This window comes from Rheinheimera pacifica, assembly GCF_900108485.1.
In the GTDB taxonomy this organism is placed as follows: domain Bacteria; phylum Pseudomonadota; class Gammaproteobacteria; order Enterobacterales; family Alteromonadaceae; genus Alishewanella; species Alishewanella pacifica.
In genome coordinates this window covers 50,773-65,603 of the sequence record NZ_FNXF01000002.1, presented here as the reverse complement: position 1 = coordinate 65,603, position 14,831 = coordinate 50,773, and the positions used below count along the sequence as shown (strand labels likewise).

Below are 14,831 nucleotides of genomic sequence, written 5' to 3'. Positions count from 1 at the left end.
GTTTTATTTTTGTAGCGGCTGAACAGCAAATGAACTCAGGCCGCAACGCAAGCCTGGAAGCAAACAGGGTTTTGCTCAACATTGTGTGCTTAAGCTGCAATTAGAGCGTTTTGCTGATTTTGTGCATTTTGTTCATGCACATTAGTGGTGCGGTGGCTTGTTGTGCTGCCAGCGCTTTTCAAACTGGCATTTAGCCGCATTCCATGGATAATAAGCCGCATTAAAATATTGACTGCGGTGCGCAGTGATTGCACCGCTGACAGGATGCGCTATGTCTCAATTACTTCGTATTGTGCTTATTCACACCCACCTGCCTGGAGTGGTGGAACTGCAACTGGATGAACACACCAATATCTGCGGTACTAATGCCTCGGGTAAAACCACCTTACAACGCCTGGTGCCGGTATTTTTTGGTGAGCAGCCCAACCGTGTGGTACCGAAAACCCGCAAAAAGTTTGATGAATTTTATCTGCCGTTTTCTAACAGCTATATCGTGTATGAATACCAGCGCGAAAACGGTGATATTTGCCAGGTGGTATTAACACGCAAAAATGATGGCGGTGTCGATTACCGCTTTATCAATGCGCCTTACAACAGTGAGCAGTATTTGCAGCACACCGCAGAGGGCGTAAAAGGCCACAGCTATAACGACTGGGCCGCTGCTATGCGCAGCCTGGCTGATGTGCAGGTATCGCATAAAATCAGTGCTACCAGTGAATACCGCAGCATTATTCAGAACGACGCTGCCGCGCTGCGTGGCAACAACGCCGATAGCGTAAAATTACGCCGTTTAGCAGCCAGCTTTAGTTTGGTCAGCAGTGGCCATAAGCTGCGCCACATTGAAAAGCTGGTAAGCGCCGTGCATGCCAAAGAAGGCAAAATGGATACGCTAAAAGCGATGTTAGCGGCCATTTTTGAAGAAGACGGCGTAACTCTGCCTACTACCAAGGTGAAAAACACCAAGGCGCGCGAGTGGATCCAGCAAATGCGCCAGTCGATGCGGCTGGACAAACTGCAGCAGGATTTTGAACGCTTAAAACAACTGGCATTACAACTGGACAGCGCTGAAGCCCAACTGGCCGCGTTACTGCCGTTATTGCAGCAGGACGAGCAGCAACAAAAACTGCAAAAGGCCGATGCCGAGCAACAGGTGCAGCTATTACGCGGCCAGCTGCAACAGTTAAAGCAGCAGTTTGAACAGCAGCAGATGGAGCAAAACAGCAAACTGAGCAAAGCTGAAGCAGACTTAACCGAAACCAGCGCGCGGTTAGATCAGCTGCAACAGCAGTACGATAATTTTGAAAGCCGCGATATGGCCAAACTGCAGCGCGATACCGACGCGCTGCCATTGTGGCGCGATACGCTGCAGGAATTGCTGGAGCAATACCAACTGATGGTAGAGCAGCACGGCGATATGGAGCGGCAGTTAGAGCAGCGCAAAGCCAAACTGCTGGAGGCTTTTAACCGCTTAAGTGAGCAGCAGCGCGGTAAAGCCAAACAACTGCAACAGCAAAAAGACAGCACCCGCGAGCAGCAAGATACTAAACTCTCGGCGCTCGAAAATGCTTTTCAACAGCGTTTACAGCAACAACAACAGCGCTTTGCCGAACAATTAACCCAGTGCAGTAACGGTATTGCGGTACTGCAAAGCCAGCTGAGCCATTCGGCGTTAACCGACACCGAACATGATGAATTGCGCAGTGCTGAGCTGCGGCTGGAGCAAACCCAGCAGCAGGCCCAGCAGCAGGCGCGGCAGGTACAGCAACTGCAGCAGCAATATCAGCAAGCCCGGCAACAGCGCGAACAGGCCGATAAGCAACTGGAACACGCCAGTAAAGCGCGGCATCTGGCTGAACAACAACTGCAGCAACTACACCGCCAGCTTACGCCGGAGCAGGGCAGTTTACGCCATTATCTGCGCCTGCATTACAGCGGCTGGGAGCAAAAATTAGGTAAGGTGCTGGACGAGCGTTTATTAGAACGGCAGGACTTACAGCCGCATTTGGCAGAACTGGGCGACAGCCTCTATGGCCTGCAACTGGAGCTGGCGGCAATAGACACGCCCGACTACGCTCAGGATGAAGCCGCCATCCGCCACCGCATACACAGTGCAGAGCAACAACTGGAGCAGGCAACGGCTGCTAAGGCTGCCGCCGAAAAAACGCTGAAAGACAGCCATCAGCAAGCCGAGCTGGTGCAGGCTCAACTGGAGCAGGCGCAGTGGCAATATACCCAGGCTGAGCAGAATATTGACTACGCCCGCGACGCCCGTAACCGGCTGGAAGCTGCGCAGCGCGAGCTGGTTAAACAACGCCAGGCCAGTGCGCGTGCCGAACTGGCAGAGCAGCAGCAACAACTGGAAAAGCTGCAACAGCAGCAACAACAGGATTTACAGGCGCTTAAAGCCGATCATCAAACACAAAAAATTGAGCTGAAAGCCGACTGGCAGGCCGAACTGCAGGTATTTGATGAACAACTGGACGAGCTGGAACGCCAGCTGGAGCGCAAGCGCGACGACAATAAACAACAGCTTAGTGAGTTGCAGCAAGCATTTAACGAAGAGTTATCGGCCAAGGGCATAGATCCGAAACGGCTGGTCGAGCTGAAGCAGCGCCAGGAGCAACTGAAAACCGATATTAAAGCCACCGAAAGCCGCCAGGACGAACTGACGCAGTGGCAACGCTTTATGCAACTGGACTGGCAGCAGCTGCGGCCACAGTTACTGAGCAAAGAAACTGAATTAAAACAACAGCAACGTGAGCTCAGCCAACTGCTTGGCCAGTTAAAAGCCGATTTTGCTGCCAGCCAGAAACGGCTGGACGAACAAAAACGCCAGTGGCAGGAAAAAATGCAGCAGGCCGATGTCTGGCTAAGCCAGTTAAAACCGTTGCTGTTAAAACTGGCAGAGCTGCATCTGGCAGAGGTCACACCGGCCGCGCTTGCCGCATCAGCCGATTTAGTGGAGCGTTTAGCCCGCAGCAATGAAGCGCTGGAGCAGCGCAGCAAGCTGGATCAGCAGTTAAAATTACAACTGGAACAGTTTGAGACCACGCTGAGTAAAGATGCCGGTAGTGAGTTTCTTGACCGGCTGGAGCACGAAAAACGCAAACTGCCCGATTACGCCGGTAAACGCCAGCAATTGCCTATTCTGGCCGACTTACTGCGGATCTTACAGGATCAGCAACAGCAGTTGCTGGAAATGGGCGAAAACATTGGCGGCGATCTGAAAAAGTTTTTTACCGTATTCAGCGACATTAACCGCCGTATTGCCCTGCAAAGCCGCCGTTTAAGCGAAGCGGTGGCCGACGATCTGGTGCTCGAAGGCATCAGCAAATCCGAAGTGCGTATTTTATCTACCATTGACGAGCTGGGCTTTTGGCAGCCGCTGAAACACTTTGCCAAACTGTACGACGACTGGGGCGCCTCGGGCAAAGCATTGCCTTCCGAGCAGTACCTCAATGCGCTGGCCGATGTGGTAGAACTGCTGCGCGCTGATGAGCAATATACTATTGAATCCTTACTGCGGCTTGAGCTGCATTTGAGCGAAGGCGGCTCTGAGCTGGTGATTAAAAATGACCGCCAGTTGCTGGAGTCATCCAGCCACGGTATGGCTTATCTTATTTTATGTAAGTACCTGCTGGCCTTTACCCGCTTATTGCGTGGCGAGGCCAAAGTGGCGATTCACTGGCCGATAGATGAAATTGGCACCCTGGCCTATCACAACGTAGAAAAACTGTTTGCGGCCTGCAGCGCCAATAACATTATTATTGTCGGTGCCTTTCCTAACCCTGAGTCTGACGTGCTGATGCTGTTTAAACACCGCTATCTGATCGAACCCAGCCAGCAAGATCCGAGCAAACGCCAGTTAAAACGTATTCAACCTAAAACCAGCCGGTTAGCTGAGCGGCTGGCACAGCGGCAACAGGAGGCCAGCTAATGTTACAACATGGTCCTTTACTGGAACGGCTGCTGGCCGGTGATTTTATCTGCCAGGTTAGCGACGAAGATGCATTCCGCCATTTAAGCCTGGAACAAACGCAGCAGGATATTAACCACTATCTGCGCCCGCTAAACCGTCGTTTAGTTAGCAATGAAGATAACAGCGTGTATTTTCTGGCGTATCACGAACTGAATAAAGCCGCGCGCGAGCAATTAAGCGGCCAGTTTGCCTTAACCGTACAATCGCTGTTGCCACTGCTGGAATGGCTGCAACTGGTGCAGGAAACCCTGGGCCGCGACAGCGCCTTAACGGCAGGCGATACCATTAAGCTGCAGGAGTTTGTTCTGCGCACCGAGGACAACCAAAGCCTGCGCCAACGCTTAAACCAACTGGCCAGCGACCGCTTTTTTAACAGCCAGAGTGATGCGCTGGACAACCAGGTAAAACTGATTTTCCGCCGCTTAAAAGAGCACGGCTACCTGCTGCAACCGCACAGCGACCGGCAGTACTATATTGTTACCGGCAAAATTGACTATTTAATTGATGTTATTCGGTTTATCCGTGATGAAGAGCATCTGCCAGTAGATGACACCCCAACCCAGCAGGCGATATTGTAATGGCGCCGCTGGACACGGGTTCTGCCTCTAACCTGTTTAGCGTCGGCGCCGAACGGCTGGCGCTGCTGGGCAAGCACCATAAAGCACTGATGCAGGGTTATCTGGACGGTTTTATCGATGAAGCCGCCTTTAGCGAAACTGCGCTAAAAAAGCTGATTGCGGCGCGTATTTTGTGGCGGCCGGATGAGCAGCAACCGCTGGCGCTAAGGCCACTGGTTAGCGAGCTGATTGCCAGTATGGTGGCCGACGAAAACCGCCGCCAGATTAATGCCGATGTGGCAGAAAAGCTGGAGCAAATTCGTAACCGGGTGCAGGCGTACCGCGATGCACAGTACAAAGGCGATTACAGTGTGGCCGAGCTGCAACTGCAACGGTTAACCGAGCATGTACACGACTTAAGCGGCCAGTTTGAAGAGGCGATAGACAGCTTATGGCACCGGCTGAACAGCGATTTTGGTTTTGTTGCCAGCCTGGATGATAAAATCCGCGAGAACGAGCGGGCGCAAAAGCAATTACGCCGTTTGCTCGATGGCCTGGTGTTACTGGATTTTAACGAGTTAATTGAGCTGTCAGAAGGCAATAACCACCTGCGCAAATTACTGGTCAGCCAGCTGCAAAACCAGCTTAGCTCGCACCACAGCAGCCTGTTGGAAGTGCAAAAACGCTTAGTCGAGCTGTTAGCGCGTTTTCGCCAGCAGCAGTCGCGTTCCATGCTGATCACCAATATGGCGGCATTTTTGCGCCAGCACCCGAAGTATCAGCCAGCCGATTATCCTAACCGCTCTGACGTGCCGGTGTTATTTAATCAGGCTGCAGCAATACAGCCACAAGCGGCTATTGCGCTGGATAAAGCCAGCGAACGCCAGATCCTGGCCGAACTGGTGCGGGCGTTACCCAGAACCGCCGTTATAAACCTGCCGGATCAGCAAAGCGCCAGTTTTGCCGCAGTAATGGAAGATGAAGAAATTGCCGCCCGCCAGCAAGCGCTGAAAACTGACGTGGAAAACTTCTACCTGCGGGTGATTGATAAAGCCGGACCTTTAAGTGCGCTGGATTATCTGGCCGAGCACCAGCTAAACTGGGACAGCGAAATCTGGCTGTATCAGATCATTGCCGAGTATCAGGCGCTGCCGGTAGATGAAAAGCATATGTTTGCCATTAAGCGCGACGAAGTGCCAGCCAGCGCCGTTAACAGCCTGCTGCTTATCCGCGATATCAGCCTGAGCCTGCAGGCGGCCTGATGAGCTACCCGCCGCTGAGTGCACAAACACTGCGCTATTTGCAGCAACTGCAACAGCGGCTTAATGCCAGCGGCAGCTACAACAAGCCTGCTATCTGGATGCGCCAGATCAACACAGCAGATTAGACAATGCCGCGCGTAGCCAGCAAGAGCTAAAAAGCATCGGTCTGCAGCCGCGCCAGCAACGGGTTTTACTAAAACTAAATACGCCACTCGATAGCGGTCTGGGTATACAGGGTGTAGGGCAGTGCGGCGGTCTCTGCCCTCTTAACTTCATCAGAAGCAAATGGCTGACACTAACTATCATGGCGTAGGCCAAAAGCAGGTTGCAAGGGCTTTGCTATACTAACGGCTGACTTATTCATCACAGGCTGGAGATATGTTATGACTCGGCAGCTGTATGCGCTTCTTCTAGGGTTAGTTATCACGTTCTTGGCATCGGCGCAGGATAAGCTGCCGTTTCAGACTGAGGAAATCACCCGGTTTGACGAGCCATGGTCGATGGCCTTTCTGCCAGATGGGCGCATACTGGTCACTGAAAAGAAAGGGCGACTGACCATTGTTACGCAGCAGGGAGAGAAATCTCAACCAGTTGGTGGGTTACCGAACGTGGATTATGGCGGCCAGGGTGGCTTGGGGGATGTGGCGTTGCATCCTGACTTCGCCAATAACAAACTTATCTACATCAGCTACGCTGAGTCAGGTGAGGGCGGAGTGCGCGGTGCAGCTGTGGCCCGCGGCACTATGGTTGAGGGCGGAAGCAGTCCTCAGCTGAAAAACCTGCAGGTGATCTGGCGACAGTACCCCAAAGTGCTGGGCTATGGCCACTATGGCCACCGCCTGCTGTTTGATAACAGCGGCTATCTGTGGATTTCCTCGGGTGACCGGCAAAAGTTCACGCCTGCCCAGGATATGCAATCATCTATGGGCAAGATACTGCGCTTACATGACGATGGTTCGGAGCCCAAAGACAACCCCTTTGTTAATTACAGTGATGAAGATCCCTTTGTCGGCAACGAAGCAATTTACTCACAGATCTGGTCGCTGGGTCATCGCAACCCGCTGGGGATGACGTTCGATCTGACTGGCAAATTATGGGTCCTTGAGATGGGCCCAGCTGGCGGTGACGAACTTAATTTAATTAAACGGGGCGCCAATTATGGCTACCCGGAAGTATCTGATGGCATACATTACGATGGCCGGGACATCCCCAACCACGACACTCGGCCTGAGTTCACTGCACCGGCAATCAGCTGGACACCGGTGATTTCACCGGCCGATATTATAGTGTACCGTGGCAACCTTTTTGCCGGCTGGCGGGGCGATGCCTTAGCGGCTGGCCTCTCCTCTCAGGGCATAGTGCGCATTAAGTTCGATGGCGAGAGTGCCACCGAGGTAGCGCGTTATAACATGGGCGCGCGTATTCGCAAGGTTACCGAGAGCCCGGATGGAGCTATCTGGGTACTCGAGGATGAACGCGGGGATAGCAAGGGGCGCCTGCTGAAGTTAACGCCTGTTGCTCGTTAGTCACAATTCTAAATACTAATAACGTTAGCCAGCATTCGCTCTGACACTCAGAGCGAATAGCTAATTTCTGCTTGTATCAAGGTATGTTTAGCTGCGCTAATACTGTTGCCGGTTGTCTTAGCGGCAAAGCTACAATAACCGCTTCACCCGAGCGGGGGAAAATACCGGTTAGGGCGGTGAAATTTACCTGATGGGTTACCAGTACTGTGGGCTGGCGTAACTGAGCTTGGGAAAAGTACTGCATTAACGCCTGAGTTTGTTTATCGCCATCACCGCGGCCGGCAAAAAAGGAATTAAGCAGCGGCAGCGGTTGTGGGGTAGATAGTGCCATCAGCCGGGCAGTATCTAAACAGCGGCACCATTGGCTGCTGTAAAGCTGTATATTGCCGCGGTATTGCTGGCGCAATAATTTACCCCAGCGTAGTGCCTGCTGCTGTCCTTCGCTATTCAGGTTACGCTGGGTACTGCAATCGTCTAGTACAAAACCGGCGGGGTCACCGGTGCCGGGGGCTAAGGCATGGCGCATTAGCAACAATGCTTTACCCTCACGCCAGGCTGCCCAGGCGGTGTCATCTGCCTGGGCGGTGGTGGGTATTAGTATAAATAACAGCAAGATAAGGGCTTTCATTAAGTAGTTTATCCGCGATATTTGGCAGTTATACGCAGGTTTAGCTCTACAGGTTTACTGCTTTATTGCATCACTGTACTTTTTCGGCCGCTACTGGCTGGCAGCTTCACCTTTAAACCAAACAGCCAGCGGCTAAGCCAGAAGCGCTTGATTAGCTCGTAACCGGCCCAGCAGCCCAGGCAAGTCAACACGATCAACGCTATGGCTTCAATCCCCACCGGCAGTGCTAAAGGTTTTAGCCATACAGCAAATACAATAATCAGCGTCTGGTGCAGCATATACCAGGGCAAGATAGCGTTATTACTGTAGTGCAGCAGGCTGCCGTCTTTATCCAGCTTACTGGTTGGCCGGTTCAGGTAGCGGCCTGCGTAACCGACTAATGCCAGGATCCAGCACCAGTGATTAAGCGAAAGTACGACAGAGAAAACCAGCCGCAGCACAAAGCTAATTTCATTGTCCGGTAGGCTGCCAAATACACCGTTACGATCAGCAATAATCAGGCAGTAGCACAGCAAAGCGGCCAGCAGAAAGTAACGCCGGCAACGGATAACCTGTTGCCACCAGTTCCCTTGCTGTGCAAACAGGTAACCGCCAACAAACGCCAGCATATATTTACCATGGTTATACCAGTCATCAAGCAGCGCATGGGTAGATGGAAAATGCGCACGTAATGTCAGCCAGACTACCATCATGCTGGGCACGATAAGTAAAAATGCATAGCGTCCGGGTAGCGCCTGCAACCAGTTGGCCTGAGCAAGCCGGTTTAACGGGCCGGCGAACAACAGCACCAGTGCGCTGTAGCACCATAAATACGGCAAAAACCACAGATGGTTCCAGGTTAGCAGGCCAATAGGGCTGTGATGATCTCTTAATAACTCTGTATTGGGGTTAATATACTGCCACCAAAAGCTCAGATAACCCGGTTCAATCAACTGCTGCGATAGCGCTTCAAAATATACCTGCGGCACTACCACAATAAACATGCCGCATAAAAGCGGAATAAGTAAGCGGTTACTGCGCAGGCCAAACAGGCCTAACCGGCTGCTGCGTTGCTGCGCCAAGGCCAGCGCCATAGCACTGATAAAAAACAACAGCGACATACGCCATTGGTTGGTTAAGATCATCAGGTTTTGCAGCGCTTCACTGGTCACGTCACTTTTAATATGCCAGCCCCAGTCGGCAACATAGTACATGCCAATGTGATACAAGATCAGCAGGCCAAAGGCCAGCGTGCGCAGCCAGTCCAGGTCGTAGTGGCGCTGATAAGGTGTGGTTGTCATGAGTGTGCTCCGTTATTACTGTTGCGCTATAGTGCGTTGCTGCACTAGCATGAGAAACCGCAGAATGACTCACCGGCGGCGTTTGGGGATAACAGGTGGCACAGTGTGACGAACGGTAAAACAAAAAGTCTGTTTGCGCGGTTTGACAGGCATCCGCAATTATTCAGCTATCTGCTACTGGCAGCATATTTTTTTATTAATGCCGCTATTAACGCCAGCTCTGTCTGGATGGAACACAACAGAAGCAGCAACAATACGCTGCAGTTGTGGGAGCCCATAGTGTGGGAATACAGCAGTGCTGTAAGCACCTTATTGCTGTGCCCGCTATTTTTCTGGTGGTTTAGCCGCCACCCGCTGCAACTAACAGGTATACGCCGCCAGTTACTGCTGCATTTGTTCGGCAGCCTGGTGTTTTCTGTCTGCCATGTGGCCATTATGGTAGGCCTGCGCGAGCTGATTTACTACTGGCACGGCTGGAATTACAACTTTGGCCCACTGCTGCGCGAGTTTTTCTATGAGTACCGTAAAGATGCCTGGGGCTATCTGTTCTTTTTACTGGGATACCAGCTGGCGCAGTTTGTTTACAGCCGGATCAAAGGCGAGGCGCATCAGTTAGATAATGCTGAAGACAGTGGTGCCACACAGTCGCTAAAAGCACCTGAGCATTTTCTGGTAAAAAAGCTGGATAAAGAGTTTTTAATCCGGGTAGATGATATTGAATGGCTGGAAGCGAGCGGTAATTACGTTAATTTGCATAGTAAAGGCCGTATTTATCCGTTGCGTGCTACGTTAAGTAATACACTGGCTCAACTTAGCAGCAAAGGCTTTAGCCGTATTCACCGTAGTTTGGCAATCAACCACAATGCGATAGACAGTATTAGTTATGACAGCAGCGGTGATGGTGATATTTTGCTAAAAAGCGGCCAGCAACTGGCGTTGTCACGCCGTTATAAAGAGGCGTTCAGAGCAGCATTGCAGCCAGACTGACATCAGATCTGGCTGCAGGTATTACTATTAACGGCCGTCGTTAATCTGTTGTACCACTTTAGCCTGCATAGCCGGGTTTTCGATTTGCAGTTCTACCTCTTGCTGCAGAATAATATTACCCTCTACCACAGCATCAGCGCCGATATACAGGGTTGGCTTATTGCTATTATTCCAGCCAAAAAAGGCTTTTTTCTTACCACGCGGTTTGTATACCACATCACCTTTTACTACCGTCTTGCCAGTTAGTTTAATATCACCATTTACTGTTGTTACATCGCGGCCTGCCTGGCTGTTGTCCAGCACAATATCGCCATTCACAGTGGTAACATTGCCACCAATTACCGCATTACTACCGGGCAAAATTTTACCGTTAACGGTGCTTAGTTCATCTGCTACCTGTAAGCCGCTGCCACTTTCTATACTGCCGTTTACGGTGCTGGCGCTGTGCAACTTTACGTTGTCACGTAGCGCTATGCTGCCGTTTACCGTAGAAACGGTTTTGGCACTGCTGTTACTGGCCATTTTTACACTGCCATTTACCAGGGAAATGTCGTCATAGTGCTGGTTGCTGCCCACTGAAGCTGAGCCCAGTACTTTATCAATACTGCCATGCTCTGCGGCATAAGCATTAACCAGACAACCTGATGCGATAACTAAACTTACAGTGGCAACAATTTGAGATAATTTCATGGTGATGTCCTTTTTATAGTTAGGTTGCCATAGGTTTTGCAAAAGCTTTGCCAATTTTAATTTATTGAAATATATAGAGTTATTTTATTTCGGTTCGGCTGTAAACAGTCATTTTCGCCACATTGTAGCGAAAATGACTAAGTGCTGAGGGCGGTGGTTTTACAAATGCCGGGTTTCGGCCGGTGGTTGCCACCACAGGTTGTCGCGGCCATTGGCATAACGCACCTCCGCGCGGATAAGTTCTTCAGGCGTAGCAGTGTCCAAAGTAGCCAGCTGTATTGAAACGAAGTCACCGCCGATTTCTTCGACATAGCCTTTGCTAAACGGATGAATACCACAGTGACGACAAAACAGATGATGGCAGGACTTGCCGCCAAACTGATAATCGCTCAGCGCGTCCTCACCGCTTATCAGGCGAAAATCGGCTGGTTTAATTACAGCATTCCAGTTGCGCATCTTGGTACATAAAGAGCAATTACATTTGCCGCTGCCGGCTGTTAAATCAATATCCGCTTCAAAACGCACTGCGCCGCAGTGGCAACTGCCGGTATAAGTTTGTTTCATGTCTGGTCCTTCTGTCAGGTTTAGGTGGGCGGCTCTTTCATGGGAAAGGACCTCAGCCGGGTTTAATCTTAACGCCACCGTACTGACAGAAGTTGTCAGTAGCCGTTAAGGTTTATAAATCGGCTAGGTTGAGCTGATGCTATAGTGGCGAAAAGCAATATATTTGCTCATAGCAAAATGCAGGGTGAATTTACCATGTGCCGATTTACCGGCATGGCCCAGCAGAATAAAATCGGCGCCGCTTAGCGCATCCAGGTCGGCCAGGTTAAAGCGTTTAACCAGGCTGCGGCGCAGATCGGCGTCGATAAACACACTCGGTTCTTTGCGGTAGTCACCAATATTCAGCCACAGCTCGTCATCATCCGGGTTGTCAAATTCGCGCTCGTTAACGTTGTTGATCCGGCCCCAAAAAATATACAGCGCCTCTAAATGCTTATCGCTGATATCATTCACATGCACTACATAATCGGCCAGTTTACCGGCAATCAGCTCACGGCCGGAGGCGGCCAGTAGTTGTACTTTCTGACCCTGCGCAGCAAAATCCGCATTGCGGCATAAATGGCTTAATAACTGACGCAGCGCGCTGTTAACATCATAGCCGTCGCTGCCACCCAGTTGCGGCGCTTTAATGCTTTGCCATAAACCGGCCGGAGCATATCGTGCGCTGGGTTCACGTACGGTATCTGCTTTCTGGCCCGGGTTTACGTCATTCTCTGCGTTCAGGCGCAAGGTGGCCGCTTCGCAACCGTCTTGGTGGTGCGCGCCAAAGCAGGCCGCACGGTTTAGGCTGTCGCTGTTAACCGCTTTAATAAACCAGGCTTTTTCACTACACAACGGGCATAGCAACAGGCCACGGTAGTGCTCTGCAGCGCTAAGGTAGTCTGTAGTGTTAATTAAACGCTGGTCGGTAAGAAAACGGGCCTGCTGCAAAAGTGTATCCTGCGCTTAAATGGGTTAGTTAAGCTAAACATAAATACAGTGGCAGGCAACAGCTTTGTTGGCCCGGGTTCAGGCGGGTGTGTTAATCGTCTTGCTCAAGCGCCCGGGCTTTGCGCTCTTCAGCTTCGGCAAAGGCGGCTTTTATTTGCTCCAGTACCGCGTCGACATCGGTTTCGCTGGTGTCGGCAATAAACTCGCCGCTTAGTTCTACTGCGGGGTGTAGTTCACCGGCTTCATACAGCGCCCAGATTTCTTCGGCGTATTGGGTGCTAAGTAGTGCCGGGGCATATTGGCCGTAATAGTCGCGCATATTGTTTACATCGCGGCAGAACATCCATTTGGCATTGTTATTGGCGGCGGCATCAACGGCTTGCGGCAGGTCAATTACTACCGGGCCGTGGTCATCCACCAGCACGTTAAATTCGGATAAATCGCCGTGCACCAGGCCTTCGCACAGCATAATGACAATGTAGTGCAACATGGTGGCGTGGTCGGCGATGGCTAAGTCGGCATCCATCGCCACATCGGCTAAACGTGGCGCTACCATGCCTTCATCGTCGCACACCAGCTCCATTAGCAATACGCCGTCGTAACAGCCATAGGGCTGCGGCACACGTACACCGGCTTTAGCCAGTTTAAACAGGGCATCTACTTCGGCATTCTGCCAGCTTTCTTCTTGTTGCTGACGGCCAAACTTAGAGCCTTTTTCCATTGCACGGGCACGGCGGGTGCTGCGTACTTTACGGCCTTCCTGATATAACACCGCTTGCTTAAAGCTGCGTTTGTCGGCTTCTTTATACACTTTAGCGCAGCGGATATCTTCGCCACAGCGGACGATATACACAGAGGCTTCTTTGCCACTCATCAGCGGCCGGATAACTTCATCCACCAGGCCTTCATCGACCAGCGGCTGAATACGTTTTGGTATTTTCATTGCGCCGTTATACCTTAGTTAACGGCGCATAGAAATAGCTGAAAGGGGCTCTGACCTGAAAATAATTGCTGCACCGCTGCCAATTATCTGGCTATGTAGAAACGGACAAAATACAGCACAATAATAGCCAGCGCAGACAAAGCAATAACGCCGAATGTCACTAGCATGCCAAACACACGAAATTTAAACGGTTCTTTTATCTGACGCACGCCCCAGGCGTGGCTTAACCGGGCCAATAGCAGCGTAATACCCAGTAGATGCAGATACAGCGGAGCTAAACCGCTGTACTCGGCCAGAAACATCAACAACAGAGCAAAGGGTACATACTCAGCAAAATTAGCATGTACCCGGATAGCGCGCTCCAGGCACAGTTCACCTTTGCTGCCTATACCTATCTGAAAACGGCGGCGCTTCGCCACCACGTTAACACTCAGCACCAGAAAGAACAGGCCGAGTATTGCGGCATATAAAGCAGTTGTCATAGCGTATCCTCAGAAATTATAAAGCCCGTTACGGGCACGGGCTTTAGCATAGCGTTGTTTTAGCCAATTTACAGCATCTTACTGTGGGTGGCGAAATAGTGTAGCAGCCGACAATACGGTATGCTTATTTATAGTCGCTACTGGATCGGGGGCAGTATGCAAAAAATATATCTGGTGCTGGTGTGTGTATGGCTGACAGGCGCGGCTGGTGTGGCAGCAAAGCCTTTTAGCTGGCCAAATGGCGCTAAAGCGGCTGTAAGCCTGGCGTATGATGATACGCTGGCCTCACAGCTGGATGTGGCACTTCCTGCACTAAATGCACAGGGCCTGAAAGCCAGTTTTTACCTGCAGTTGTCCAGCCCACTGTTAACTGCGCGTTTAAGCGAGTGGCGCGCGGCAGCGGCACAGGGCCATGAACTGGGTAACCATACGCTGTTTCATCAATGTTCTGCGGACAAGCCCGGCCGCGAGTGGGTTGCAGCAGAAAATAACTTAGATACCCTCAGCGCCGTGCAACTGGTGCAACAAATTCGTTTAGCTAACAGCATGTTATTTGCCATTGACGGCAAAACCGAACGCACCTTTACCGCGCCCTGCGGTGATGAGTTAGCTGGTGGCCAGCCTTATTTACCGATGATATACAGCGATTTTGTCGCGATAAAGGCCAAAACAGGGTCTATTGTTGCCGATATGGCGCAGTTAAATGTGCACGCCGTAGAGGTGATAGCACCGGTGGGCAGCAGCGGCGCCGAGCTAATCGCGCTGGTGAAACAGGCTGCGCAGTACGGCACTATGGTGAATTTTACTTTCCATGGCATAGGTGGCGATCACTTAAGTGTGTCGGCAGACGCTCACGCCGAGCTGCTGGCTTACCTGGCCGCCAACCGCGATACCTACTGGACTGACACCTTTATTAATATTATGCAGTATGTAAAAGCAAATTAGCCTGAGCCTTTGCCCAGCTCGTTGTTTTTTAAATTAATCTATACTTGCAGTACTCATT

Annotated in this window: 14 protein-coding genes; 7 read left to right on the top strand and 7 right to left on the bottom strand. The window is 51.3% G+C overall.

Going from position 1 to position 14,831, the window contains the following annotated elements; translation table 11 throughout:
- The first annotated feature begins 271 nt into the window (after positions 1-271).
- From BLW68_RS02825 to BLW68_RS02810, 5 genes are all read left to right on the top strand, one after another.
- On the top strand, positions 272-3,937 hold the full coding sequence (locus tag BLW68_RS02825) for an ATP-binding protein (protein ID WP_092790018.1): 3,666 nt from the start codon (positions 272-274) through the stop codon (positions 3,935-3,937).
- Positions 3,937-4,557, top strand: a complete 621-nt coding sequence (locus BLW68_RS02820; RefSeq protein ID WP_092790016.1) for a condensin complex protein MksE — start codon at positions 3,937-3,939, stop codon at positions 4,555-4,557. The genes BLW68_RS02825 and BLW68_RS02820 overlap by 1 nt, the downstream gene beginning before the upstream one ends.
- Positions 4,557-5,798 (top strand): hypothetical protein, encoded by a 1,242-nt coding sequence (locus tag BLW68_RS02815; protein WP_092790014.1) that lies wholly within the window; start codon positions 4,557-4,559, stop codon positions 5,796-5,798. Before BLW68_RS02820 ends, BLW68_RS02815 begins: the two co-directional genes overlap by 1 nt.
- Positions 5,798-5,923, top strand: a complete 126-nt coding sequence (locus BLW68_RS21540; RefSeq protein WP_281246193.1) for a hypothetical protein — start codon at positions 5,798-5,800, stop codon at positions 5,921-5,923. The genes BLW68_RS02815 and BLW68_RS21540 overlap by 1 nt, the downstream gene beginning before the upstream one ends.
- Before the next feature lie 258 nt (positions 5,924-6,181).
- Complete coding sequence (locus BLW68_RS02810) at positions 6,182-7,324, top strand: PQQ-dependent sugar dehydrogenase (RefSeq protein ID WP_092790012.1); 1,143 nt, start codon at positions 6,182-6,184, stop codon at positions 7,322-7,324.
- 76 nt (positions 7,325-7,400) lie between these two features.
- Here BLW68_RS02810 and BLW68_RS02805 read toward each other — a convergent pair whose 3' ends face one another.
- Both BLW68_RS02805 and BLW68_RS02800 read right to left on the bottom strand, forming a co-directional pair.
- Positions 7,401-7,952, bottom strand: a complete 552-nt coding sequence (locus BLW68_RS02805) for a histidine phosphatase family protein (RefSeq protein WP_092790010.1) — start codon at positions 7,950-7,952, stop codon at positions 7,401-7,403.
- A gap of 62 nt (positions 7,953-8,014) precedes the next feature.
- Positions 8,015-9,232 (bottom strand): acyltransferase family protein, encoded by a 1,218-nt coding sequence (locus BLW68_RS02800; RefSeq protein WP_092790008.1) that lies wholly within the window; start codon positions 9,230-9,232, stop codon positions 8,015-8,017.
- Between the two features lie 105 nt (positions 9,233-9,337).
- On the opposite strand from BLW68_RS02800, the gene BLW68_RS02795 reads away from it, so the two are divergent.
- Positions 9,338-10,219, top strand: coding sequence for a LytR/AlgR family response regulator transcription factor (locus BLW68_RS02795; RefSeq protein WP_092790006.1), 882 nt, complete (start codon positions 9,338-9,340; stop codon positions 10,217-10,219).
- A gap of 27 nt (positions 10,220-10,246) precedes the next feature.
- Here the strand turns inward: BLW68_RS02795 and BLW68_RS02790 are convergent, their stop codons facing one another.
- From BLW68_RS02790 to BLW68_RS02770, 5 genes are all read right to left on the bottom strand, one after another.
- Positions 10,247-10,909, bottom strand: a complete 663-nt coding sequence (locus tag BLW68_RS02790; protein WP_092790004.1) for a DUF4097 family beta strand repeat-containing protein — start codon at positions 10,907-10,909, stop codon at positions 10,247-10,249.
- Positions 10,910-11,068: 159 nt separating this feature from the next.
- Entirely contained in the window at positions 11,069-11,473 is a 405-nt protein-coding gene (locus tag BLW68_RS02785) for a GFA family protein (protein WP_092790001.1), read from the bottom strand.
- Positions 11,474-11,596: 123 nt separating this feature from the next.
- The gene (locus BLW68_RS02780) at positions 11,597-12,403 is read right to left on the bottom strand and encodes a hypothetical protein (RefSeq protein WP_092789999.1); all 807 of its coding nucleotides are present in this window, start codon (positions 12,401-12,403) and stop codon (positions 11,597-11,599) included.
- A gap of 91 nt (positions 12,404-12,494) precedes the next feature.
- A complete protein-coding gene (locus BLW68_RS02775) occupies positions 12,495-13,346 on the bottom strand; it encodes a PA4780 family RIO1-like protein kinase (protein WP_092789997.1) in 852 nt (283 codons plus the stop codon).
- Positions 13,347-13,429: 83 nt separating this feature from the next.
- Positions 13,430-13,828, bottom strand: coding sequence for an MAPEG family protein (locus BLW68_RS02770; protein ID WP_092789996.1), 399 nt, complete (start codon positions 13,826-13,828; stop codon positions 13,430-13,432).
- Positions 13,829-13,984: 156 nt separating this feature from the next.
- Here BLW68_RS02770 and BLW68_RS02765 point away from each other — a divergent pair, with 156 nt between their 5' ends.
- Entirely contained in the window at positions 13,985-14,773 is a 789-nt protein-coding gene (locus tag BLW68_RS02765; RefSeq protein ID WP_092790638.1) for a polysaccharide deacetylase family protein, read from the top strand.
- The last annotated feature ends 58 nt before the right edge of the window (positions 14,774-14,831 follow it).

Excerpts from the sequence above, each read along its gene's own strand:
- BLW68_RS02810 (WP_092790012.1), top strand. The coding sequence starts at position 6,182 with ATGACTCGGCAGCTGTATGCGCTTCTTCTAGGGTTAGTTATCACGTTC.
- BLW68_RS21540 (WP_281246193.1), top strand. The coding sequence starts at position 5,798 with ATGAGCTACCCGCCGCTGAGTGCACAAACACTGCGCTATTTGCAGCAA.
- BLW68_RS02790 (WP_092790004.1), bottom strand. The coding sequence starts at position 10,909 with ATGAAATTATCTCAAATTGTTGCCACTGTAAGTTTAGTTATCGCATCA.
- BLW68_RS02785 (WP_092790001.1), bottom strand. The coding sequence starts at position 11,473 with ATGAAACAAACTTATACCGGCAGTTGCCACTGCGGCGCAGTGCGTTTT.
- BLW68_RS02770 (WP_092789996.1), bottom strand. The coding sequence starts at position 13,828 with ATGACAACTGCTTTATATGCCGCAATACTCGGCCTGTTCTTTCTGGTG.
- BLW68_RS02800 (WP_092790008.1), bottom strand. The coding sequence starts at position 9,232 with ATGACAACCACACCTTATCAGCGCCACTACGACCTGGACTGGCTGCGC.
- BLW68_RS02815 (WP_092790014.1), top strand. The coding sequence starts at position 4,557 with ATGGCGCCGCTGGACACGGGTTCTGCCTCTAACCTGTTTAGCGTCGGC.
- BLW68_RS02805 (WP_092790010.1), bottom strand. The coding sequence starts at position 7,952 with ATGAAAGCCCTTATCTTGCTGTTATTTATACTAATACCCACCACCGCC.
- BLW68_RS02775 (WP_092789997.1), bottom strand. The coding sequence starts at position 13,346 with ATGAAAATACCAAAACGTATTCAGCCGCTGGTCGATGAAGGCCTGGTG.
- BLW68_RS02820 (WP_092790016.1), top strand. The coding sequence starts at position 3,937 with ATGTTACAACATGGTCCTTTACTGGAACGGCTGCTGGCCGGTGATTTT.
- BLW68_RS02825 (WP_092790018.1), top strand. The coding sequence starts at position 272 with ATGTCTCAATTACTTCGTATTGTGCTTATTCACACCCACCTGCCTGGA.
- BLW68_RS02765 (WP_092790638.1), top strand. The coding sequence starts at position 13,985 with ATGCAAAAAATATATCTGGTGCTGGTGTGTGTATGGCTGACAGGCGCG.